Here is a 22902-nt window from a genome sequence, read left to right as displayed (position 1 = left end):
CGCGTCAGGTGTCCCCACCTGCCGTCCGCTTGCTAGCCGGCGACCTGCGCCTCGTCCAGCGCCGCCTCCATGGCGAGGAACAGCTTGGCCGCGTCGATGGGCTTGCCGACCAGGCCATCCATGCCGGCCGCTCTGTAGGCGGCCAGATGATCGGCCATCACATTGGCGGTCAGGGCGAGGATGGGGGTCCGTGGGGCGCCGCGCCCGGCCTCTTCCTGGCGAATGACGCGGGTCGCGGTCAGCCCGTCCATGACCGGCATCTGGGCGTCCATGAGGATCAGGTCCCAATTCGCCGTCCGCCAGGCCTCGACGGCTTCCTGGCCGTCGTTGACCACCACGGGATCGAGCCCCGCCTGCTGCAGCATCGTCTGAATGACGATCTGGTTCACGGGATTGTCCTCGGCGACAAGAATGCGAAGGGCGCCGGGATCGTCGAATTCGGCCTCGGCCGCCGCCGCGGGGGCCGGTCGCTGGGCCTCCGACCGGGCCAGGGGCAGGCTGACGGTGAAGGTCGAACCGACGCCTTCCTCGCTCTCGATGACGACATCCCCGCCCATCAGGCGGGCGAGTTCCCGGGAGATCGCCAGGCCCAGGCCCGTGCCCCCGAACCGCCGGGTGATCGAGGGGTCGGCCTGGGTGAACTTCTGGAACAGGTCGCCGATCTTGCTGGCCGCGATCCCGATCCCGGTGTCCCGCACGGCCAAGCGCAATTGACCGTCGCCGATTGACAGCACCAAGGCGACCAGCCCGTGGGACGTGAACTTCAGGGCGTTGGAGGCCAGGTTGGTGACGATCTGGCGCACACGCGTCGGGTCGCCCTTGAAGAGCCCCTCGGCCTCCGGCGCGATCTCCAGGGTCACGGCGACGTCTTTCCCCGCGGCCATCGCCTGGAGGTTGGCGACGACGGCGCGGGTGATCTCGGCGAGGTCGACCTCGCCCTCCTCGATGGTCAGCTTTCCGGCCTCGATCTTGGAGATGTCCAGCAGATCATTGAGCAGGCTCAGCAGCAGCTCGCCCGACTGCAGGATGACCTTCACCTGCCCATGCTGGCGCTCGGTCAGATCCTCCTTGGCCAGCACCTGCCCCATGCCGAGGATGCCGTTGAGCGGGGTTCGGATCTCGTGGCTCATGGTGGCCAGGAAGATCGACTTGGCCAGGTTGGCGGCCTCGGCCTCTTCCTTGGCCTGCAGCAGGGCCCGCTCCGACGCCTTGCGGGCGCTGATGTCCTGAAGGGCGCCGATCAGACGCAGCGGGCGGCCATCGGGGTCGGCGATCAGCTTGTTGGCGGCGGAGACCCAGACCTCCCTGTCGTCGGCGCGGACCACCCGGTATTCGGGGTGGAAGGACGCCCCGTGCTCAATGTGGCGGCGCCACGCCTCTTCGACACGGGGTCGATCTCGCGGATCGATGGCCGAATAGATGTCCCGCTGGAGCTCGTCGTAGGTCTTCGGCGTGGTGAAGAAGGTGTCTTCGGCCCCGGCCTTGATCAGTTCACGCCGCGCATAATCCATCTCGTAGACATGGACATCGGCGATCTCCAGGGCGAGCTCCAGCCGTTGCTCCGAGCGTCGGGTGCGTTCGAGCGCGGCCTGGACCTCGATGAAGGCCGCCGCCTCCGCCTGCGTCCGAGCCTGTTCGCTGGCCTCCAGGTAGGCGGCGACGGAGAGGTCGATGTCGAGCAGGACCGACTTGATCAGGGCCCCTATGGCCGTCCGGGCGGGCATGGCCTCGGCCGGGCGCGTCGCGTCCTCAGGGAGGATGGCCGCGACGAGATGCTGCAGTATCGTGGCGTAGCCGCCGATGTACCAGCTGGGGTTCAGGCCGATCCGGGCATGGGCCTGCCCGATCTGCTGCGAGGCGCCGGCGAACCCGTCGTCGAACTGGGCCTCGAAGAGGCGCTCCCAATGCGCCCGCTGGCGGGTCTTGACCCCGGAGAGGGTGGCGGTGTCCGGAAAGAACCGCGCGGTCTCGGGAAAGGCGAGGATCTGTTCGTAGAGGGCGTCCAGGGCGACCGGAATGGCCCCTCGCATGAGCGGGCGAAGCTCTTGCAGGGCCGTGACGTCGCGGGCCTCGAGCCTGATGAAGTCGAGGCGCCGGCGCATATCGTCGTGCAATTTCATCGCCGTTCCTCCTGGACCTCCACCGTGGCCATCCCCCGCTTCAACCAAGATCCAGGCAGGTTAACCGGTCCTTAGCCGCACCCGCCTTGCGCCGACATATGTCGACTCCGCGTCACATGGTCACGAGCGCGACGCGGCATCCCGGCGGTTCGGCCCGCTGAGGTTGCGGCGCGGTGGCGCTGGGGCCTTGCGGGAAAAACCGTTCGGAACCCCGACATCGGCGGCGCGAAACCCGGCAGTTGAAGGGCGTCGCCTGTATTGCGCCGGGCTTGGCGCGTGCTGTGCTCAAGCGGGGCGCGAGGTCAGCCCACAGGGCCCAGAAAGTCGCGGACCGCCGCCAGATAGTCCGGGAAGTTCTCCCGGCGGGTGTTGTGGCCCGCGCCCGGGACCAGGACCGCGGTGATGTTGGGATTGAGGGCGCGGGCTTCGCCGGCGATCTGCGGTGTGACCAGGCCGCCGTGGGCGCTGTCGCCATGGACCAGCAGGGTCGGGGCCGTGATCTGGCCCAGGATCTCCTGCCAGGGCGTGGCGTAGACCGGCATGGCTTGCGGATCGGTCTGGTGCTTGGCCACCGCCCAGGCCGGGAAGTCGTCGTCGTGCCACAGGGGCGACTGCGCCCTGCCCATGGCGATCAGCTCGGCCAGGGACATGGCCTGGAACGTCTCCACCTGTTCCCGGAACCGTACGGCCCGGCGGTCTGCCTGGGCGCGGTCGATGAGCGGCAGGAATGGCGGGTCTTCCAGCACGACCTTCGACACCCGGCCAGGATGGGCGTTGGCATAGGCCGCCGTGGCCCGGGCGCCCACTGAATGGCCCATGACGATGGGCCGGACCAGGCCGAGCTGTTCGATCGCCTCGGCGATGTCCTGCGCCGGGTCATGGTCGCCCGCCCGCGAACTTTGGCCGTGGCCCCGAGCGTCCAGCATGATGATGTCGAACTCGGGCGCCAGGGCCTGCGCCAACCTTCGCCAGCACAGGCCGTTGTCCGTCAGGCCGTGGGACAGGACCAGGGCCGGCCCCTCCCCGCCCGTGCGGTGATAGGCCAGATGGCCGCCGGAGACCTCGACCCGCCCGGACGCCCAGGCGCTCACCAGGCGTAGGCCTCGGGCGCCGGGCCGACGGGCGGGAAGATGGCGTCGATCTTCGCCAGCAGGTCGGCGCCGAGCTCGATGTCGGGCGCGTGCAGGATCGTGGTGAGCTGCTCAAGGCTGCCAGGCCCGATGATCGTCGCGGTCAGACCCGGCTGATGCAGCAGCCAGGCCAGGGCCACCGCGCTCTGCGAACGCCCCAGCTCCGCGCAGAGATCGGCGAACCGGGAGAGTTGATCGGCCCGGGTCGTAGCGGCGCGCTTCATGTCATCGGTCTGGCGGCGGCCGGCATTGGCCGAAGCGTTCCCGGCAAGCAATCCGCCAGCCAGCGGGCTCCAGGCGATCACGCCGAGGCCGTAAGCCTGGCACGCCGGGATCACCTCCATCTCGGCGCGGCGTTCGATCAGGTTGTAGAGGCTCTGTTCCGACACCAGGCCCAGGCGGTCCCGGGCGCGCTCATTGAGCTGGGCGATCTTCCAGCCGGGGAAGTTGCTGGAGCCGACATAGGTGATCTTGCCCTGGGCGACCAGCCGGTCCATCGCCTGCCAGATCTCCTCGGCCGGCGCGAGGCGGTCGATGTGATGCATCTGGTAGAGGTCGATGTGATCGACCTGCAGGCGCTTCAGGCTGGCGTCGCAGGCCATCTGGATGTGGCGCGCCGACAGGCCCCGGTCATTGACGTCGTCGGACATCGGCTCATGGACCTTGGTGGCCAGGACGATCCGGTCGCGCCGGCTCGGATCCTGGGCCAGCCACCGGCCGAGGATCGTCTCGGTGGTCCCGACCCCCAGGCGACCGCCGTACTGGTTGGCGGTGTCGATGAAGTTGATCCCGGCTTCGACGGCGGCGTCGAGGACGGCGAAGGACTCCGTCTCGGAGGTCCGCGGGCCGAAGTTCATGGTGCCGAGGCAGAGTTCGCTGACCTTCAGCGCCGAGCGGCCGAGCTGGCGATATTTCATGGGGCCCGCAGGGTGGGGCCGGTGACCAGGGTCTCGCTGGAGTCGGCGACGCAGTGGCGGACCAGGCGCTGGGCGTGTTCCGACAGCTTGCGATAGTCCTCGTAGGTGATCCCCGGGACGATCGGCTCGCGGAACCAGGGCGCGTAGAACTCCAGGTTGGGGATGGCCCGCATGCTGTCGGACACATTGGGGGTGCCGCCGTGCCAGGCGCGCACGTCGCGGATCATGATGCCGCCCGCCGGCGCCGGGCAGACCGTGCTCAGCCGCATCCATTCCGGCTCGTCATCCAGGCGGGGAATGCGCACGCGGGAGTTCTGGGTGCCGGGTATCTGCCGCGTCGGCCCGTTCAGCCGGGTGACGTCCTGCGGCAGGAAGTTCACGCAGACATAGGGGCATGGCAGGTCGCGAATTGAGATCTGGCCGCGGGGGTCGTGATAGGCGCTGAACGGCGTCCGCTCGTCGCTGCGCCAGTCGTTCACGTCGGCGTGGAGGGGCTGGTACTCCACCGCGCCGGGCAGGCAGAAGTCGCCGCTGGCGGCCCGCAGCACATAGTTCGGGCTCTCGAAGATGGCGGTGACGATCTCGGTGACGGCCGGGATATCCAGCAGCATCTGCCACTCCGGCCGGTGCAGCTGGCTGCGGGTCAGGCTGCTGCCGCCGAAGGAATAGCGGTGCGAGCCGCGGTTGCCGGCCCGGTCGCCATCGAGGGCGAGGATTTCCCGCGCCACCTCGTTGCAGCCCTTGGCCAGGAAGTCGGTCTGCTCGCTGCTCAGCACATTGGCGATCACCACGAAGCCGTCGCGGCGGAACAGGTTCACCGCGTGCTCGGTGTCGCCGGGCTCGAGGATGTCGAGGCCCTTGATGCCGTTATTGGCCTCCAGATAGGCCCGCAGCGCCAGGATCTCCGGGGTGTCCATCTCCCGATGGGTCCAGGCGTCAGCCTGCAGGGGCTTGTTCATCGCAGGCATCTCCACCCTGGCCGCCGGCCCGAGACGGGGCCGATCCTCTTGTGGCGCGATCATCGCGGGCGCCGGGACACTAGGCAATAGTATGTTTTATCGGATCAGCCTGGCGTTTGCGAAATGCTCCCCCTCTGGGGGAGCTGGCGCGAAGCGCCTGAGGGGGACTTTGACTCTCGTTTTGGGGCCGAAATTACGGATTACGGTGCGGATTACGGTGACAGTGCATTCAATTCGGACGGGAGCTAAGGACTGGCATTTCAATTAAGTGCACTGTCACCGTAATTCCACATAGAGGCTGATCCGCTCGATCAGCCGGCTCTCGGCGTCCAGCACCAGGGCCTCGGGCAGACGCAGACTTTTCCAGAGCTCGGCGTCGTGGCGGCCGGTTTGCAGACCGAGATAGGCGGCCAGGATCGTGCCGTGCGTCCCCACCATCAGGGGCCGGGCGGCGTGGCGGAACAGGCCTTCCGAGAACCGCGCGGCCGCCTCCCCCGCCGGCTCCGCGCCCTCGATGCTGAGGTGTGGGTTTTCCAGCAGCCTGACCACGCGCGCCTCGAAGGTCGCGGTGTCGCTGAACGGCCATTTCGGCCGGTGCAGTTCGGCGAAGGCGGGATCGGTCTCGACCTGAAGCCCAAGGCCTTCGGTCAGGAGGGTCACGGTTTCCAGCGCCTTGATCTCAGGACTGGAGACGACGGCGGCGGGCGGCAGATGCTTCAGCTTGGCGGCCAGGGCGCGGGCGGCGGCGCGGCCATCCTCCGACAGCGACCACTGGGGCGGCGGCACATTGGGGTCCTGGGCCGGCGCGGCGTGCCGGATCAGGATCAGGGCCGGCCGATGCGCTTGATTTCCCATTCCAGCTCGATCCCGGTCTTGGCTTTCACGTCGGCGCGGACGGCTTCGCCCAGGCCCTCGAGGTCGGCGGCGGTGGCCTCGCCGGTATTGATCAGGAAGTTGGCGTGCAGGGGCGAGAACATCGCCCCGCCGAAGGGCTTGCCGCGCCAGCCGGCCTCGTCCACCAGCTTCCAGGAGGAATGGCCTGGCGGGTTCTTGAAGGTGGAGCCGCCGGTCTTCTCGCGGATCGGCTGGGTGGTCTCGCGGCGCGCGGTGATCTGCGCCATGCGGGCCTCGACGGCGGCGGGGTCGTCGGGCGTCCCCGCAAAGAGCGCGCCGGTGAAGATCAACCCGCCTTGGGCGGCCTTGGCCGACCTGCGGTAGGAAAAGCCCATCTCGGCGTTGGAAAGGGTCACCCGCTCGCCTGCCCGCGTCACCGCATAGGCCTCGACGAGCACGTCCTTGGTCTCGGCGCCGTAGCAGCCGGCGTTCATCATGACCGCCCCGCCGATGGAGCCCGGCACGCCGCGATAGAACTCCAGGCCGGCGATGCCCGCCTTGCCCGCCTCGCGGGCCACCAGGGCGTCCAGGGCCGCCGCGCCGGCATAGATGCGATTGTCGCCGCGCGGTTCGATCTTGCCGAAGGCGCGGCCAGCCAGGCGGATCACCACGCCCTCGACCCCGCCGTCGCGCACCAGGGTGTTGGAGCCGACGCCCAGGACGGTCACCGGCGCGGCGGGGTCCAGGCCGCGCAGGAAGTCGGCCAGGTCATCCTCGTCCTGCGGCAGGAAGAGGACGTCAGCCGGACCGCCGACCCGGAACCAGGTGAAGGGCGCGAGCGGCTCGTCAGCCAGCAGCTTGCCGCGCACCGTGGGGAGTTCGTCGCGCCAGCTCACGTGGCCGCCAGCGCCTCAAGTTGCGCCGGCAGGGCGTAGGCCCAGCTGGTGATGTCGCCGGCGCCCAGGCAGACCACCAGGTCGCCGGGCTTGGCCTCCTGCGACACCAGTTGCGCGAGCGCCGCCGGGCTCTCCAGGGCCACGGCGCGGCGATGGCCGAAGCGGCGCAGGCCCTGGACCAGGCCGTCGCGGTCGGCGCCCGCGATGGGGCTCTCGCCGGCGGTATAGACATCGGACACGATCACCACGTCGGCGTCGTTGAAGCAGCCGCAGAACTCGGGAAACAGATCGTGCAGGCGCGAATAGCGGTGCGGCTGCACCACCGCGATCACCCGGCCGTTGGTCACCGCCCGGGCGGCCTTCAGCACCGCGGAGATCTCCACCGGATGGTGGCCGTAGTCGTCGATGATGCGAACGCCGCCGACCTCGCCCACGGTCGTGAACCTGCGCCCCACGCCGCCGAAGGTGGTCAGGCCCTGGCGGATGTCGGCCTCTGACACCCCCAGCTCGCGGGCGATGGCCAGGGCGCCCAGCGCATTCATGACATTGTGGTGGCCGGCCATCGGCAGGTGCAGGTCCTCCCAGCGCATGGGCTCGCCGTCACGGGGCGCGATGACGGCGTCGAAGCGCGAGCCGTCGGGACCCATGCTGATCTTCTCGGCGCGCACCTCGGCCTGGGGATTGGTCCCGTAGGCGATCAGGCGGCGGTTCACCACCTTGGCCGCCATGGCCTGGACGTCCGGGTGATCGGTGCAGACGGCGGCGAAGCCGTAGAAGGGCACGGCCTCCACGAAGTCCTGGAAGGCCTTCTTCACCGCGTTGAAGTCGCCGTAATAGTCCAGGTGCTCGGGATCGATATTGGTGACGATGGCGCAGGTGGACTTCAGCTTCAGGAAGGTGCCGTCGCTCTCGTCGGCCTCCACCACGATCCACTCGCCCTCGCCCACCTTGGCGTTGGTGCCGTAGGCGTTGATGATCCCGCCGTTGACCACGGTGGGGTCCATGCCGCCGGCGTCCAGCAGGGCGGCCACCAGGGAGGTGGTGGTGGTCTTGCCGTGCGTGCCGCCGACGGCCACGGAGAACCGAAGGCGGGTCAGCTCGGCCAGCATCTCGCCGCGGTGCACCAGGGGCAGGCGGCGTTCGCGGGCGGCCAGCATCTCGGGGTTATCGGCCTTGATGGCGGTGGAATAGACGATGGCCGACGCGCCCTCGATATTGTCCCCGCCCTGGCCGATGAAGACCTTGATCCCCAACTTCTCCAGCCGCTCGGTGTTGGCGCTGGCCTTGGCGTCGGAACCCTGCACGCTGTAGCCGATGCGCAGCATGATCTCGGCGATGCCGCTCATGCCGATCCCGCCGATACCGATGAAGTGCACGGGGCCGACGGCGAAGGGGACGGGACGGCGGTTCATCAGGTCACTTCCCGGCTGCGGTCTTTTCGACCAGGTCGGCCAGACGCTCGGCGGCGTCGGGCTTGGCGATGGAGCGGGCGCCGGCCGCCATGCGGGCCAGGCGGTCGGGATTGGTCAGCAGTTTTTCCAAGGCGTTGGCCATGGAGTCGACGGTCAACTGGTGTTCTCGGGCCATCTGGGCGCCGTGGGCGTCCACCATCACCTGGGCGTTCTGGCCCTGGTCGTCGTCGAGCGCGATGGCCAGCGGCACCAGGATGGCGGGTTTGCCGGCGATCGCGAACTCGCAGACCGTGCCGGCGCCGGCGCGGCCGACCACCAGATGGGCGTCCTTCAGGCGACCGGCCATGTCGCGGAAGAAGGGCGCGATCTCGGCGTCGACCATGGCGTCGGCATAGACCTTGCGCGCCTGCTCCATGTTCTCGGCGCGGGTCTGCTGCTGCACCTTCAGGCGCACGCGCAGGGCTTCGGGCAGTTTGCGGATGGCCTCCGGCATCAGCTCCGACAGCAGGCGCGCGCCCTGGCTGCCGCCGGTGATCAGCAGGTGGATGCGGCCGTCTTCAGTGGGGGGCGTATAGGCGAGCTCGTAGAGGGCGCGGATCTCGGGGCGCACCGGATTGCCCACCACCACGGCGCTCTGGGCGACCTTGGGCGGGGCCTTCTGCAGCATGGGGAAGGCGCAGGCGACGGCCTTCACGTGGCTCACCAGCCGCCGGTTGGCCCGGCCCATGACCGAGTTCTGCTCGTGCATCACGGTGGGCAGGTTCAGCGTGATCCCGGCCAGCAGGCCCGGCACGGAGGGGTAGCCGCCAAAACCCACCACCACGTCGGGCCTGATGCGGCGGAAGGCGGCGCGCGCCTGCATGACGCCGCGCAGGATCGAGAGGCCGGCCAGCGCCATGCCGACCGGGTCGCGGGGCTTGTAGGTGCGGGCCGAAAGCCCGATCCGCTCCTCGGCCGGGAAGCTCTCGGCGAAGGCGGCGACGCGCTCGTCGCTGGCCAGCACGATGCGCCAGCCACGGGCGATCAGGGCTTCGGAAAGCGCCTGGGCGGGGAAGAGGTGCCCACCGGTGCCTCCGGCGGCGACGACGGCGATCTTGCGCATGGGTGCGCTTTAGGCGAACGCCGCGGACTTGGCGAGGCCCTCGCTCTGGGAATAGGCCCCCGGTCGTCGCCGGGTCAGGGCCAGGGCCAGGCCCAGGGTCAGACAGATGGCCAGCATGGAGGAGCCGCCATAGGAGATGAACGGTAGGGTCATGCCCTTGGTGGGGATCATGTTGAGGTTCACCGCGATGTTGATGAACACCTGTTCGCCCACCAGGACGAAGAGACCGGCGGCCGCGACCTGTTGGAAGGGGTCGGTCAGTTTCATGGCCTTGTAGAGCCCGCGGATCACGATGAAGCCGAACAGGGCGATCAGCATCAGCGAGAAGATCAGGCCGTACTCCTCGGCCGCCACCGAATAGATGAAGTCGGTGTGCAGGTCAGGCACGTGGCGCTTCATGACGCCTTCGCCCGGGCCGCGTCCGAAGAAGCCGCCAGCGGCGATGGCCTCGGCCGCGCGGTCCACCTGGTGGGTGTCGGCCCGGTCGGGGCTGATGAAACGGTCCACCCGGCTGGCCACGTGGGGGAACAGGAAATAGGTCGAGGACAGGCCCGCGAGCGCGATCCCCCCCAGCAGCATCACCCAGGACAGCGGCACGCCGGCCATCCAGAAGGCCGCGCCGAAGGCCACGGTGATCAGCACGGTCTGGCCCACGTCCGGCTGGATCAGCAGCAGGCCCACCGACAGCAGGTAGAGACCAAAGGCGATGGTGACGCCGGGCACGCCTTGGCCCTTCTGGCCCTCGGCGAACATCCAGGAGACCAGGATGATCAGGGCCGGCTTCATGAATTCCGACGGCTGCAGGGTGAAGCCTGCGAACTCCATCCAGCGGGTGGCGCCCTTGGCGCTGTGGCCGATGAAGGGGAGGATCATCATGATCGCGATGGCGGCGATGTAGATGAAGAAGGCGGCCCGCCGCACACCCTTGGTGTCCAGCATCGAGGTCGAGACCAGGATCACCGCGCCGGCCGCGGCGAACACGCACTGGCGGACGGCGAAGTGAAAGGGGTCGCCGACATTCATCCGGGCCGCCGCCGACGGGCTGGCGGCGAAGGACATCAGCACCCCCAGGATGATCAGGACGCCGACGGCGCCCAGCATCCAGCGGTCGATGGTCCACCACCAGACGCCGACCGGCGTGCGGTCGCTGCGGGCGAAGGCGTGGGCCTGTTGGGTGGGGGCCGTCATGCGCGGGCCCCCTTGGCCGCGGGTGCGGTCAGGCCCTGGACGGCGGCGCGGAACGCCTCGCCCCGGGCCTCGAAGTCAGCGAATTGGTCAAAGGAGGCGCAGGCCGGCGACAGCAGCACCACGGCGTCCTGGCCCTTGGCGGCGGCGTCGGCATAGGCCTTGGCCACGGCGACCTCCATGGTTCCGCAGGCCAGGGTCTGGGCCTTGCCCTTCAGGGTCTCCTCGAAGGCCTCGGAGGCCTCGCCGATCAGGTAGGCCTTCTCGATCTTGGGGAAGAGGTCGGCCAGGGCGTCGATGCCGCCGGTCTTGGGCTGGCCGCCGGCGATCCAGTAGAACTTGGGATAGCTCGACATCGCCTGGCGGGCGGCGTCGGTGTTGGTGGCCTTGCTGTCATTGACGAAGCGCACGCGGCCCAGCTGGCCCACGGTCTCCATGCGGTGCGCCAGGCCGGGGAAGCTCATCAGGCCCTCGGCGGCGTCCTCGGCGGAAATCCCCAGGCCGCGGGCCGCGGAATAGGCGGCCGCCGCGTTCTGCCAGTTGTGGCGGCCCGGCAGGGAGCGGGCCCGCAGCAGATCGGCCACCTCGACGGCGCGCTCGCCGGTGGCGTCGTAGAGCAGGCCCTGCAGGGCGTAGACGCCTCGGCCCATGGCCTTGGACGCCGAGATCGGCACGATGGTGCGGCGGTTGGCGGCGGTGATCTCGGTGCAGATCCGCTGGCCCCAGGGATCGTCGACGCCGATGACGGCGGTGTCGCCCTTGCCCTGGTTGAGCAGGATGCGGCGCTTGGCGGCGACATAACCCTCCATGCCGCCGTGGCGCTCCAGGTGGTCTGGCGAGACGTTGAGCAGGATGGCGACGTCGGGCTTCAGGCTGGTGGTCAGGTCGAGCTGGTAGGAGCTCATCTCCAGGACGTAGACGGCCCCGCCGTGCATGTCCTCGAGGTCCAGGACGCCCACCCCGATATTGCCGCCCACCCGCGTGTCGCGGCCGGCCGAGGCGCAGATGTGGCCAATCAGGGCGGTGGTGGTGGACTTGCCGTTGGTGCCGGTGATGGCGACGATCTTCGGACGCTTGTGCTCGGGCGCGGCGTTCACGGCGCGGGCGAACAGCTCCATGTCGCCGACGATCTCGACGCCGAATTCCTTGGCCTTGGTGACGGTCCAGTGCGGCTCGGGGTGGGTCAGGGGCACGCCGGGCGACAGCATCAGGGCGGCGAACTGCGTCCAGTCGGCGGTGGTCAGGTCGAGGAGCGGCAGGCCCTGCGCCTGGGCGGCGGCGCGGCCCTCGGGACGCTCGTCCCACAGCGCCACCTGGGCGCCGCCGGCCACGAGCGCGCGCGCGGCGGCCAGACCCGTACGGGCCAGGCCGAACACGGCGACCGTCCTGCCTTCGAAGCCGCGGACCGGGATCATGACCTGTTCAAGCCCTCCCTACCGCAGCTTCAGGGTGGCGAGGCCGAAGATGGCCAGCATCACCGCGATGATCCAGAACCGGATCACCACGGTGGATTCCGACCAGCCGAGCTTCTCGAAATGATGGTGGATCGGGGCCATGCGGAACACCCGCTTGCCCGTCAGCTTGAAGGAGGCCACCTGGATCATCACCGACAGGGTCTCCAGCACGAAGAGACCGCCGATGATGCCCAGCACGATCTCATGCTTGGTGGCCACGGCCACGGTGCCGATGGCCCCGCCCAGCGCCAGGGAGCCGGTGTCGCCCATGAAGATCTTGGCCGGGGGCGCGTTGTACCAGAGGAAACCGAGGCCCGCCCCGATCATGGCCCCGCAGAACACGCCGACCTCGCCCACGCCGGGCACGAAGTGCAGCTGCAGGTACTTGGCGAAGACGTAGTTGCCGACGAGATAGGTGATCAGGCCGAAGGCGGCGGCGGCGATCATCACCGGCACGGTGGCCAGGCCGTCCAGGCCGTCGGTGAAGTTCACGGCGTTGGCCGCGCCGACGATGATGAAGGCGCCGAAGGCCAGGTAGAACCAGCCCATGTCCAGCAGCAGGCCCTTGAAGATCGGGAAGGCCACCGAGGTCGCCAGTTCCGGCGATTCCGGCGGGCGGCCGCCATAGATGACGATGAGGGCGACGGCGGCGAGCGCGATCAGCGCCTCCAGCACCAGCCGCACCCGGCCCGAGATCCCGTCGGTGGTCTGCTTGGTGACCTTGGCGTAGTCGTCGGTGAAGCCCAGGATCCCGTAGCCCACGGTGACCAGGATGACCGCCCAGACATAGACGTTGGACAGGTCGGCCCACAGCAGGGTGCCCACCAGCAGCCCGGCCAGGATCATCACCCCGCCCATGGTCGGCGTGCCGGCCTTCTCCACCACGTGGCGCGCGATGCCGTCGGCGCGGATCGGCTGGCCCTTGCCCTGCTTGGCCTGCATCCAGCGGATGAAGCGCGAGCCCATCAGGACCACGACGATCTGGGCCGTGAACAGGGCCATGCCGGTGCGGAAGGTGAGGTATTTCAGCAGGTTGAGAGCGGGAATGTGCCCGCCGGCCGACAACTGCTCGTAGAGCCAGTAGAGCATCAGCGCGCCTTCCCTGAACGCGCATCGAGAGCGGCCAGGGCGGCTGTCACCGCGCCCGCTTTCGAGCCGTTGGAACCCTTGACCATCACCAGATCCCCAGGCTCTACGGCCCGGGTGACCTGCGGCGCTAGCTCGGCCGCAGACTCGGCGTACCCGCCTCGCCGAGTCGGCGGAAGGGCGTCCCAGAGGGATTTCATCAAAGGTCCGGCGCAGAAGACCTGGTCGATACCGGCCTGCGCCAGCGCTTCGGCCAACCCTGCATGGTATTGCGGCCCAGCCTCGCCAAGCTCCAGCATGTCCGTCAGCGCGACGATCCGCCGCCCCGAGGTCTTGCGCGCGCCCAGGCTCTTGAACGCCGCGATCATGGAAATCGGATTGGCGTTGTAGCTTTCGTCGATCAGGGTGAAGGCCCCGCCCGCCAAGTGGATCGTCTTCTCGGCGCCCCGGCCCTCCAGGGGCTCGAAGGACCCCAGGGCCGCCAGGCTGTCGCTCAGCGACACGTCCAGGGCCTCCAGCATCAGCAGGACCGCCATGCTGTTGGGGCCCCAGTGGAAGCCCTTCTGCAGGATGGGGAAGTCCAGCGCCTGGCCATGCATCCGCGCCTGGACCACGGCGTGGTCGGCCTGGGGCTGGAAGTCGATCAGGCGGGCGTCGCAGGCTTCGCCGGCCCCGAAGCTCAGCACCTTGGCGCCGGCCTTGCGGGCCGCGTCGGCCAGCAGATCGAACCAGGCGTTGTCGGCGTTGAGGATGGCGACGCCACCGGGCTCGATACCATCAAAGATCTCGGCCTTGGCGCGCGCCACCCCGATCTCGCCGTCGGGGAAGTTCTCCACATGGACCGCGCCCACCGTGGTGATCGCCACCACGTGGGGACGAACGAAGCGCGACAGGGGGGTGATCTCATCGGCGTGGTTCATGCCGATCTCGAAGACCGCGCGCTCGGTGTCGCGGGGCATGCGGGCCAGGGTCAGAGGCACACCGATGTGGTTGTTGTAGCTCTTGACCGAAGAGTGGGCCTTGCCGGCCAGCATCAGTCCGGCGCGGACCGCCTGGGTCACGCTGGTCTTGCCCACCGAGCCGGTGACCGCCCCGCGACGCACCTGGGGCGCGCGAACACGGGCGGCTTCTCCCAGTTTTTCCAAGGCCTTGAAGGTGTCTTCCACCAGGACGTGGGGGCCGTCCACCGCCTGGCTGACCAGGGACCCGGTGGCGCCCTTGGCGAGCGCGGGCGCCACAAACTCATGGCCGTCGCGAACGCCCGCGAGCGCCACGAACAGGTCGCCGGTCTCGATGGAGCGGGTGTCGATGGAGACGCCAAGGGCGGCGAAATCGCCGACCACCTTGCCGCCTGTCGCCTGGGCGATCTCGTCTGCGGTCCAGAGGTTCATGGCTCGCCTCTCAGGGCCTGCTCGGTCTCGATCACGTCGTCGAAGTGATGCACGACTCCGGCGACGATCTGCCAGTCCTCGTGGCCCTTGCCGGCCACCACCAGGACGTCGCCAGCCTCCATCAGCGCCACGGCGGCGCGGATCGCCGCGCGGCGGCCGCCGATGTCCTGCATGCCGGTCGTGCCCGCCAAGACCTCGGCGCGGATAGCGGCCGGGTCCTCGCTGCGCGGGTTGTCGTCGGTGACGATGGCGACGTCGGCGTATTTCGCCGCGATGGCGCCCATCAGCGGACGCTTGGTGCGGTCGCGGTCGCCGCCCGCCCCGAACACCACGATCAGCTTGCCCTCGACGTGCGGCCGCAGGGCCTTCAGCACTGTCTCCAGGCCGTCCGGCGTATGGGCGTAGTCCACATAGGCGACGCCGCCCCTGGGACCGGTCCCGATCAGTTGCAGCCGGCCCGGGGCGCCCTCAAGCGTCTCCAGGGCTTTCATGACGCCGGCCGCCGGTTCCCCGGCGGCGATGCACAGGCCCGCCGCCACCAGGGCGTTGGAAGCCTGGTAGCCCCCCACCAGGGGCAGGTTGACCTCATAGGTCTGGCCGTGAGCCAGGATGCTCAGGCGCTGGCCTTCCGGGGTCGGGGTCCGGGACACCAGGGTCAGGCCCTGGCCCGCCTCCCCCACCGACATCACGCTCTGGCCGTTGGTGACGGCGGCGGCGGCGAAGGCGTCATAGGCGTCGGAGTCGGCGTTCAGCACGGCGGTCCCGCCGCGCGGCAGCAGGTCGGTGAACAGCCGCAGCTTGGCGTCGCGGTAGGCGTCCATGGTCAGGTGATAGTCGAGGTGGTCCTGGGTCAGGTTCAGGAAGCCGGCGGCCTGGATCCGCGCGCCGTCCAGGCGCCGCTGGTCGACGCCATGGGACGAGGCTTCCAGCGCCAGGTGGGTCACGCCCATCTCCACCAGCTTGCTCATCAGCTCGGCGACATCGGCGGCGTCGGGGGTGGTCAGGCCGGGGGGGGTCAGTTGCGCCTCGAACCCGTCGGGGCCGGTCGCGTAGACCCCCAGGGTCCCCATGCTGGCGGCGCGATGGCCGCAGGCGTTGAAGATCTGGCGGCAGAAGGCGGCGACCGAGGTCTTGCCGTTGGTGCCGGTCACCGCGACGACGTTGGCGGGCTGCACCTTCCAGAAGGCGGCGGCGGCGAGCGCATAGGCGCGGCGCGGGTCGGGCGTCACCACGAAGGGGACGTCGACCCCCGGCGCCTGCGCGGTGGCGATCACCGCGGCGGCGCCGGCGGCCACAGCGCTGGGCACGAAGGCCAGGCCATCGGCCTGGCTTCCCGGCAGAGCGGCGAACAGGAAGCCCGGCTTCACCTTGCGGCTGTCTGCGGTCACGCCCTCGATCACCGGATCGACGGCCAGGTCACGCGCCACCAGTTGGGAGAGACGCACGCCCATCAGTGTTCGCTCTCGATAGGCACGACAGCGTCGGCCGGGGTCGCCGCCACCAGGTCGGGGCGGCGGGCGACGCCGAGGAACGGCGCGACGCGGTCGATGACCCGGCCGGCCGGCGGCGCGGCGGTCCAGCCGCCAGTGGCGAAGCCGTAGGTCTCGGCCGTGCCCTTGGGCTCGTCCATCAGGATGAGCACGAAATACCGGTCGGCCTCCAGCGGCCCGTCAGCCGGGAAGACCGCGGCGAAGGAGGAGACCAGGATGTTGTTGGAGTAGCGTCCACCGATGATCTTGTTGGCCGAGCCGGTCTTGCCGCCCACCCGCAGGCCCGGCGCATTGGCCTTGCCGCCGGTGCCGCGCACCACATTGACCCGCATCAGGTCCAGCAGGGCGCGAGAGGTCTCCTCGGAGACCGCGCGGGTTCCCTCGGGCCGCGCGCCGGGCTTCATCGGCTTGATGGTCAGGGGCACATAGGTGCCGCCGTTGAGGATCGCCCCCATTCCGGCGGCCACCGCCAGGGGGGAGACCGAGATCGCGTGGCCGAAGGAGGTGGAGGCGACGTCGTTCTCGTTCCAGCGGCGCGGGACGATCGGCCTGGCGCTCTCGGAAAGCTCCACCGGCGTCGCGCGCGTCAGACCGAAGGCCTTGAAATACTTCTGTACGGTGGGCGCGCCCGCCTGCAGGGCGAGCTTGGTGGTGCCGATGTTCGACGAGTGGACGAAGATGTCGGCCACCGACATGATCTTGTTCTCGGGGTGGTAGTCGTGGATCGTCTGGCCGCCGATCTTCACCGGCTGGCGGGCGTCGAAGGTGGAGGCCAGGGTCGCCGTGCCGGAGTCCAGCCCCATGGCCACGGTGAAGACCTTGAAGGTCGAGCCCATCTCATAGACCGACGCCGCGGCGTGGTTGATCAGCTGCTCGGGGGTCGCCTTGCCCGCCGCGTTGGGATCGAAGGTCGGATAGGAGGCGATGCCGAGGATTTCGCCGGTGTGCACGTTGGTGATGATGCCCACCGCGTCCTTGGCCTGGTGCGCCACGGCGGTCTTGTAGAGCTCGTCCTCAAGGGCCGCCTGGACCCGCAGGTCGATGGAGAGCGCGGTGGCGCCGCGTTGCGCCGCGCCGCGCCGGATCTCGTCATTGAGCGCCAGCTCCGCGCCGGACAGCCCCTCCCCGCCGGTGTCTGCGAAACCGATCAGGTGAGCGGCGGTGGACCCCAGCGGATAGACCCGGCGCTGCTCGGGTTCGAAGGTGACGCCTGGCAGGCCCAGCTGATGGATGCGGTTTCGCACCTCAGGGGTCAGGCCGCCCATCAGGAAGCTGCGGCGTTCACCGCGCAGGGCCCGCTCCAGCCGCGCGGGCGACAGGCCCGGCATCGCCAGACGCAGGGCGGCGCGGATCTCGTCGGCGTCCCAGATTTCGCGCGGGTCCACATAGAGACCGTAGTGCAGCAGGTCGGCGGCCAGCATGGCGCCGTTGCGATCGGTGAGGTCCGCGCGGGCCGCCCCGACCGGCGCGGTCATGCCGTTCCCCTGCCCCGCGCTGGAGAACAGCGCCATGCGCGTGGCGCCGACGCCCAGGGTCACGAAGCTCGCGGCGAACATGGCGGCCACGAAGAAGATGCGGATGCGGGTGTCGTCCTCGGCCTTGCCGGCGGCGCGCGCGCGCTCGAAGGCGTGCTCCAGGCCCCAGAGCCGCGCCTTCAGCCAGCCCCAGCCGGGCGCGGCGAAGTTGGGGTGGGCGAGGCTCAAGACTTGGGTTCCCGGCGGGCGATCTGCGCCAGGGCGTCGGGAGTGACCTCACGGGCGGCCGCGATCGGCGCCAGGCCCAGATATCCGGTGGAGAGCTGCTCGATCCGGTTGGGCTGTTCCAGGTGGCTGACCTCGGCCTTGAGCAGGCGGATGCGGTCGTGCTCGGCGGCGATCTGCCGCTCCACCAGGGCGATCTCGGTCCGCTCGCGGCCGGCGATGGTCTTGGCGAGATAGACCGACATCACCAGGGCGATCAGCAGCCCCAGGGCCACGACATCGACGAGGCGGAAGCCCCGGACGCGGCGATCGAGCAGGCTCATGCGGCCTCCTCCCAGACCGGCGCCGCGGTGCGGATCGCGGCGCGAAGCTTGGCCGAACGGGCGCGAGGATTGGCGGCGGTCTCGGCGTCGGAGGGCGCGTGGGCGCCCTTGAAGATCAGCTCGAAGCTCGGCGGCGCGCCGACCTGGGCCGGCGGCAGGTGGCGCGAGCCGGCGGGCGTCTGTCCGGCGCGGGGCGTGAAGAAGGACTTCACGATCCGGTCCTCGAGGGAGTGGAAGGTGACCACCGCCAGCCGACCGCCGGGCTTCAGCACCCGCTCGGCCGAGGCCAGTCCGGCCTCCAGTTCGGAAAGCTCGTCGTTCACCGCGATGCGCAGCCCCTGGAAGGTGCGGGTGGCGGGATGCACTTTTGCGCCGCGGCGGCCGCCCAGGACGCGCTCGACGAAGTCGGCGAATTCCAGGGTCCGCTCGAAGGGCTGCTCCTCGCGGCGCCGCGCGATGGCCCCGGCGATCCGGCGGGCCTTCTTCTCTTCGCCATAGACCCAGAAGATCCGCGACAGTTCGGCGGGCTCGGCGGTGTTGATCAGCTCGGCGGCGGTCGGGCCCTGCGCGCCCATGCGCATGTCCAGCGGACCATCACGCATGAAGGAAAAGCCGCGGTCGGCCTCGTCCAGCTGCATGGAGGAAACGCCAAGGTCGAGCGCCACGCCGTCGACGGAGCCCTCCCCCAGCCGCTCGTCCATTTCGGAGAAGCAGGCCTCGATCAGCTGGAACCTGTCGCCCAGGCCCTCGGCGAACCGGCGGGCGGTGGGATCACGGTCGAAGGCGATGACCTCGGCGCCGGTGGCCAGCAGGGCGCGCGAATAGCCGCCAGCCCCGAAGGTGCCATCGACGATCTTCTGGCCGGGACCGGGCGCCAGGGCCTCGATCACCTCGGCCATCAGGACGGGGACGTGAGGGGCGCTCATGCGCCGACCCCGGCGCGGGCGGTGCGCTGGGCGGCGCGCAGCTGCGCCAGGCCGTCGCGGGCGATCTCGCGCTGGGCGGCGCGGTGGGCCTGGAACGCCTCGCGCTCCCAGATCTGGAACCGGTCGCCGAGCCCGACCACCACGACCCAGTCGCTCAGGCCGAACATGTCGCAGAGGCCTTCCGGCAGGGTCACGCGGCCGGCGGTGTCGAAGCTCATCTTGGCCATGCCGCCGAGGATCGAGGTTTCCAGGGCCGAGCGCAGCGGGTCGCCGAAGTCCATCTCGTCGATGACGCCCAGGTAGCGGTCCAGCAGCGTCTTTCCCCCACCCTCGATGCAGTCGGCCTCGATGGAGGGAAAGCAGATGATTCCGTCGAAGGGACCAGAGGCGAGAGCGCGGAATTCCTGCGGCACAACGATGCGCCGCTTTGCGTCCAGCTGCTTCTCGAACGTCGAGACGAACATCCCGCCGCGCCCCAGTTAACCGGTCCCCGCTCGGACCCTCGCTCCACCTGGCAGCACCGCAAATCGCACGGGCGCAGCCTTCAGCAGACAAGAACTGGGTTAACACGGGCTAAACTGGGCGACAATGCCTCTGAATGACTATTTGGCGTGGATTCAAAGATGTCGCAGACAGTTATGGTTAACGCCGGTAAACACTCCACAGAACATACAGAGAACTAGTTAAATATAGCGGCGGAATGTCGCATAGGTTGTGGATAACTAGAGTCACGCGCAACGGCTGCGCTATCGCCCTTGCTCTAAGGGTCGCCTGAAGAGGAATGATGGACCAGACGGCCTGTAAGCCGGGTTCTGTGCCGCCCGCGAACGGGCATTGGCGATCATTCCTCTGGACCGCCCATCGCTGGACGGTTCTCGCGACCTACCCGGGTGTCTCGGGCCTACGACAGCCCTACCGGCGAACCGGCGCGACACCCCTATTCGGTCTTGCTCCTGGCGGGGCTTGCCATGCCGTCCCCATTGCTGGGTCCGCGGTGCGCTCTTACCGCACCCTTTCACCCTTACCGGCGCCGAAACGCCGGCGGTCTGCTCTCTGTGGCGCTATCCCTAGGGTCACCCCCGGTGGGCGTTACCCACCGCCATGTCGTCGTGGAGCCCGGACTTTCCTCGCCTGCGCAAACAGGCGCGACCGCCCAGCCATCTGGTCCGCGCGCTTGATGGGCCGGGACGCGGGCCTCGTCAATCGGCCAGGCGGCCGTAGACCAATTGGTCCCAATAGCGCCCCTTCCAGTGGGCGTGGTCACGCAGGGTGCCTTCCAGGGAAAACCGGTGCCGCTCCAGGAGGGCGCAGGACCGAGCATTGCCGAGCGTCACCATGGCCTCGATGCGCCGCAGGGAGAGATCATTGAAGCCGAAGGAGAGCACGTGCGGCAGGATCTGGCTCATCACGCCCCGGCCCCATTCCGCCCGGCGCAGGTCGTAGGCCACCTCCCCGCGGCGGGCCCGGTCGAAGATCAGGTTGTTGAAGCCCACCGTGCCGATCAGGTCGGGCGCGCCAGCCCGCCGAATGGTCCAGCGCACCCCGCCATCGCCGGCCGCCAGTTCCGTGCCCCAGTCGATGATCTCATGGGCTTCGGCGACACTCTCAAGCGGAGCTATGTCCATGTATTCCGCCACCAAAGGGTCACGAAACAACTCAAAAAGCCCGTCCGCGTCGTCGCGTTGCAGGGGCGCCAGCGTGTATTCACCGACTTTCAGGACGCAATTGGCGAGGTCCAGACTCATCCCAGGTCGCGCATGCGCCGCGCGATCTGATGATCGGCCAAGGCCGCCGTGACGCCAGCGCGGTCGGCGGCGGCCTTGTTCTGAGACAGCTTGTGAGTCCCTTCGAACCGCTCGACCACCATCCGCGCCCCAACAATGCCGCGCAGCAGCCTCTCGAACTTGCCCGGGCTCATCTTGTGCCGTGTCCAGGGCAGCTTGGGCAGCAGACGCGCCTCTTCCATGGCCGAGAGGTCGTCCACCACGGCGATCAGGCCTGCCTCGTCCAATGCCGCAACCGGTCCTGCCACCTCCACCGAGACGTAGTTCCAGCTCGGGACGCTGTCCTTGTCGTCGTACCAGTCCGGGCTGACATAGGCGTCGGCCGCCAGGCTGACCGCCACCGCATGGAAGCCCTCAGCCACGGCCGGCGTCAGGGTGTTGCCCCGCGACAGGTGGAAGTCGAGCACCAGGGCGCCGTCGATCCGCCGCGCGATCACCGGTGTGTGGGCCACCATCGCCCGGCCACCGACCGAGGCGGCGATGGTCGAGAACGGGAACGCCGCCAGATGTTCCAGCAGCACCGTTTCGTCTTCGACTTTGAAGAGCCCGGAGGGATGCATCAGCTTCCCAGCCGCAGCAGGCCGATCAGCCGCGCGCGGGTCTCCCCGTCCGCAATCCCGTCCACCTTCTCCGGCCGCCAGTGCCGCTGGAAGGCGGTGACCACGGCGGTGGTGTGGGCGTCGAAGGTTCCGGACGGGGCGCAGTCATAGCCCAGCCGGGTGAAGCCGGCCTGCAGGGCGAAGACCGCGGCGCCGGTCTCGCCCTCGCTGATGGGCTGGCCGGGCGCGGCGGCGGGTTCGGCCCACAGGCCGTGGCCGGCCTGCGCCAGCCGCTTCCACGGGAAGAGCTCGCCAGGGTCCTGCTTGCGATTGGGGGCGACGTCGGAATGGCCGACGATGGCGCCGTCCTCGATGGTCCAGCGGGTGCGGATCTCCGCCACCAGCTCGATCACCGCGGCGATCTGCGCCTCCGGGAACGGGCGATAGCCGAACTCGTGGCCGGGATTGACGATCTCGACCCCCACCGAGCGGCCGTTGATGTCGCGCTCGCCCTTCCAGGACGAGATACCGGCGTGCCAGGCGCGGCGTTCCTCGGCCACCAGGGTGAAGACCCGTCCGTCCTCCTCCACCACATAGTGGGACGAGACCTTGGCCTCCGGATCGCGCAGGCGGGCCAGGGCGGCCTCGCCGGTCTGCATGCCGGTATAGTGCAGGACGATCATGTCCGGCGGGGTCTTGCGGACGTCGAAGTTCGGCGAAGGCGCGGGGATCGGGGTCATGTGCTCAAGGTTATTGCGAGCGATTGCGCAAGGCCACCAGCAAAGCCAGGGCCTGGCTGGGCCGCAGGGCGATGACCAGGACGCCGGCCAGGGCGACCGCCGTACCGAAGGCCATGCGCAGGTCGAAGACATCCTGAGTGAAGACCACCCCCATGGCGATGGTGGCCAGCGGCGTCATCAGGGTCAGGGGCGAGATGAGGTTGGCCTCATATTTCTGGATCAGGCTGTAATAGAGGGTGTGGGCTAGGACCGAGACCACCAGGCCCGAGAACAGGGCCGCGGCCACGAAGGGCCAGCCAGCGGCGACGCCCGCCTCCACCTGCCCCGGCTCCAGCCAGGCCGACAGGACGACCATGGGGACCAGGGAGGACAGCCCCACCCAGGCCTGCAGCCGCAGGGGTTTGACCCCTTCCATCTGCTTCATCATCACCGCCCCCAGCCCGCCCAGGAACGAGGCCGCGACGATGAACAGCAGGCCGGTGGAGATCTTGAACCCATGCGGGTCCCACATCACCGCCAGCACGCCCGTCAGGGTCAGCAGCATGCCGACGACCCGGCGGCCGGTCAGCCGCTCCCCCAGGATCAGGAAGGACAGCAGGGTGGTGATCGGCACCCCCACCTGGCTGACGATGGCCACGGCCGACGGGCTGGAGGTCTTCAGGCCGATAAACACCAGCGCGAAGGTGCCGGCCCCCATCAGAGTGCCCACCACCAGCATGCGCCAGCGCGGGCGCGGCATCGGCAGCAACCATGGCAGGACGGCGAGCAGCACGATGGCGAACCGCACACCGGCATAGAACATCGGCGGCACGCCCAGGTGGGTGACCACGAATTTCGAAACGATGTTGTTGGCCGCCCACACGACGCAGACGAAGGCGAGAAGGGCGAAGTCCCGGAGTGACATGAGCCGGGCT

At 69.2% G+C, this 22902-nt stretch carries 21 protein-coding genes and 1 other RNA gene; all 22 read right to left on the bottom strand.

What is annotated here, in order from left to right; translation table 11 throughout:
* Nucleotides 1–32: 32 nt before the first annotated feature.
* The 22 genes from OCL97_RS03110 to OCL97_RS03005 all read right to left on the bottom strand — a co-directional run bounded on the left by OCL97_RS03110 (nucleotide 33) and on the right by OCL97_RS03005 (nucleotide 22892).
* The gene (locus OCL97_RS03110; protein WP_377367512.1) at nucleotides 33–2120 is read right to left on the bottom strand and encodes a protoglobin domain-containing protein; all 2088 of its coding nucleotides are present in this window, start codon (nucleotides 2118–2120) and stop codon (nucleotides 33–35) included.
* 302 nt (nucleotides 2121–2422) lie between these two features.
* The gene (locus tag OCL97_RS03105; protein ID WP_377367510.1) at nucleotides 2423–3211 is read right to left on the bottom strand and encodes an alpha/beta fold hydrolase; all 789 of its coding nucleotides are present in this window, start codon (nucleotides 3209–3211) and stop codon (nucleotides 2423–2425) included.
* Nucleotides 3208–4167 carry an aldo/keto reductase gene (locus OCL97_RS03100; protein ID WP_377367508.1) on the bottom strand — a complete coding sequence of 320 codons (960 nt, stop codon included), beginning with the start codon at nucleotides 4165–4167 and terminating at the stop codon, nucleotides 3208–3210. The genes OCL97_RS03105 and OCL97_RS03100 overlap by 4 nt, the downstream gene beginning before the upstream one ends.
* A complete protein-coding gene (locus OCL97_RS03095) occupies nucleotides 4164–5126 on the bottom strand; it encodes a phytanoyl-CoA dioxygenase family protein (protein ID WP_377367506.1) in 963 nt (320 codons plus the stop codon). Before OCL97_RS03095 ends, OCL97_RS03100 begins: the two co-directional genes overlap by 4 nt.
* 276 nt (nucleotides 5127–5402) lie before the next feature.
* Nucleotides 5403–5981, bottom strand: coding sequence for a histidine phosphatase family protein (locus OCL97_RS03090; protein WP_377367504.1), 579 nt, complete (start codon nucleotides 5979–5981; stop codon nucleotides 5403–5405).
* Entirely contained in the window at nucleotides 5951–6856 is a 906-nt protein-coding gene (gene murB / locus OCL97_RS03085; protein ID WP_377367502.1) for a UDP-N-acetylmuramate dehydrogenase, read from the bottom strand. Before murB ends, OCL97_RS03090 begins: the two co-directional genes overlap by 31 nt.
* The gene (gene murC, locus OCL97_RS03080) at nucleotides 6853–8268 is read right to left on the bottom strand and encodes a UDP-N-acetylmuramate--L-alanine ligase (RefSeq protein ID WP_377367501.1); all 1416 of its coding nucleotides are present in this window, start codon (nucleotides 8266–8268) and stop codon (nucleotides 6853–6855) included. Before murC ends, murB begins: the two co-directional genes overlap by 4 nt.
* 4 nt (nucleotides 8269–8272) lie before the next feature.
* Nucleotides 8273–9370, bottom strand: a complete 1098-nt coding sequence (gene murG, locus OCL97_RS03075; protein ID WP_377367499.1) for an undecaprenyldiphospho-muramoylpentapeptide beta-N-acetylglucosaminyltransferase — start codon at nucleotides 9368–9370, stop codon at nucleotides 8273–8275.
* Between the two features lie 9 nt (nucleotides 9371–9379).
* On the bottom strand, nucleotides 9380–10558 hold the full coding sequence (gene ftsW, locus OCL97_RS03070; protein ID WP_304777840.1) for a putative lipid II flippase FtsW: 1179 nt from the start codon (nucleotides 10556–10558) through the stop codon (nucleotides 9380–9382).
* The gene (murD, locus tag OCL97_RS03065) at nucleotides 10555–11970 is read right to left on the bottom strand and encodes a UDP-N-acetylmuramoyl-L-alanine--D-glutamate ligase (protein ID WP_377367496.1); all 1416 of its coding nucleotides are present in this window, start codon (nucleotides 11968–11970) and stop codon (nucleotides 10555–10557) included. The genes ftsW and murD overlap by 4 nt, the downstream gene beginning before the upstream one ends.
* Before the next feature lie 18 nt (nucleotides 11971–11988).
* A complete protein-coding gene (mraY, locus tag OCL97_RS03060) occupies nucleotides 11989–13098 on the bottom strand; it encodes a phospho-N-acetylmuramoyl-pentapeptide-transferase (protein ID WP_377367494.1) in 1110 nt (369 codons plus the stop codon).
* Entirely contained in the window at nucleotides 13098–14486 is a 1389-nt protein-coding gene (locus OCL97_RS03055; RefSeq protein ID WP_377367492.1) for a UDP-N-acetylmuramoyl-tripeptide--D-alanyl-D-alanine ligase, read from the bottom strand. Before OCL97_RS03055 ends, mraY begins: the two co-directional genes overlap by 1 nt.
* A complete protein-coding gene (locus tag OCL97_RS03050; RefSeq protein WP_377367490.1) occupies nucleotides 14483–15937 on the bottom strand; it encodes a UDP-N-acetylmuramoyl-L-alanyl-D-glutamate--2,6-diaminopimelate ligase in 1455 nt (484 codons plus the stop codon). Before OCL97_RS03050 ends, OCL97_RS03055 begins: the two co-directional genes overlap by 4 nt.
* Nucleotides 15937–17679, bottom strand: a complete 1743-nt coding sequence (locus OCL97_RS03045) for a peptidoglycan D,D-transpeptidase FtsI family protein (protein WP_377367488.1) — start codon at nucleotides 17677–17679, stop codon at nucleotides 15937–15939. The genes OCL97_RS03050 and OCL97_RS03045 overlap by 1 nt, the downstream gene beginning before the upstream one ends.
* A complete protein-coding gene (gene ftsL / locus OCL97_RS03040) occupies nucleotides 17676–17999 on the bottom strand; it encodes a cell division protein FtsL (RefSeq protein WP_304777832.1) in 324 nt (107 codons plus the stop codon). The genes OCL97_RS03045 and ftsL overlap by 4 nt, the downstream gene beginning before the upstream one ends.
* Nucleotides 17996–18925, bottom strand: a complete 930-nt coding sequence (gene rsmH, locus OCL97_RS03035; RefSeq protein WP_377367486.1) for a 16S rRNA (cytosine(1402)-N(4))-methyltransferase RsmH — start codon at nucleotides 18923–18925, stop codon at nucleotides 17996–17998. The genes ftsL and rsmH overlap by 4 nt, the downstream gene beginning before the upstream one ends.
* On the bottom strand, nucleotides 18922–19389 hold the full coding sequence (locus OCL97_RS03030; RefSeq protein WP_304821489.1) for a division/cell wall cluster transcriptional repressor MraZ: 468 nt from the start codon (nucleotides 19387–19389) through the stop codon (nucleotides 18922–18924). The genes rsmH and OCL97_RS03030 overlap by 4 nt, the downstream gene beginning before the upstream one ends.
* Nucleotides 19390–19710: 321 nt before the next feature.
* Nucleotides 19711–20090, bottom strand: an RNA gene (rnpB, locus tag OCL97_RS03025) — RNase P RNA component class A.
* A gap of 34 nt (nucleotides 20091–20124) precedes the next feature.
* The gene (locus OCL97_RS03020) at nucleotides 20125–20670 is read right to left on the bottom strand and encodes a GNAT family N-acetyltransferase (RefSeq protein ID WP_377367483.1); all 546 of its coding nucleotides are present in this window, start codon (nucleotides 20668–20670) and stop codon (nucleotides 20125–20127) included.
* On the bottom strand, nucleotides 20667–21269 hold the full coding sequence (locus tag OCL97_RS03015) for an FMN-binding negative transcriptional regulator (protein WP_377367481.1): 603 nt from the start codon (nucleotides 21267–21269) through the stop codon (nucleotides 20667–20669). The genes OCL97_RS03020 and OCL97_RS03015 overlap by 4 nt, the downstream gene beginning before the upstream one ends.
* Complete coding sequence (locus tag OCL97_RS03010) at nucleotides 21269–21988, bottom strand: peptidoglycan recognition protein family protein (RefSeq protein WP_377367479.1); 720 nt, start codon at nucleotides 21986–21988, stop codon at nucleotides 21269–21271. The genes OCL97_RS03015 and OCL97_RS03010 overlap by 1 nt, the downstream gene beginning before the upstream one ends.
* A 10-nt stretch (nucleotides 21989–21998) precedes the next feature.
* A complete protein-coding gene (locus OCL97_RS03005; protein ID WP_377367477.1) occupies nucleotides 21999–22892 on the bottom strand; it encodes a DMT family transporter in 894 nt (297 codons plus the stop codon).
* Between the last annotated feature and the right edge of the window lie 10 nt (nucleotides 22893–22902).

Source organism: Phenylobacterium ferrooxidans (assembly GCF_042714595.1).
Lineage (GTDB): Bacteria > Pseudomonadota > Alphaproteobacteria > Caulobacterales > Caulobacteraceae > Phenylobacterium > Phenylobacterium ferrooxidans.
The sequence above is the reverse complement of the archived record's forward strand: the minus strand, read 5'-3'. Positions and strand labels throughout refer to the sequence as shown.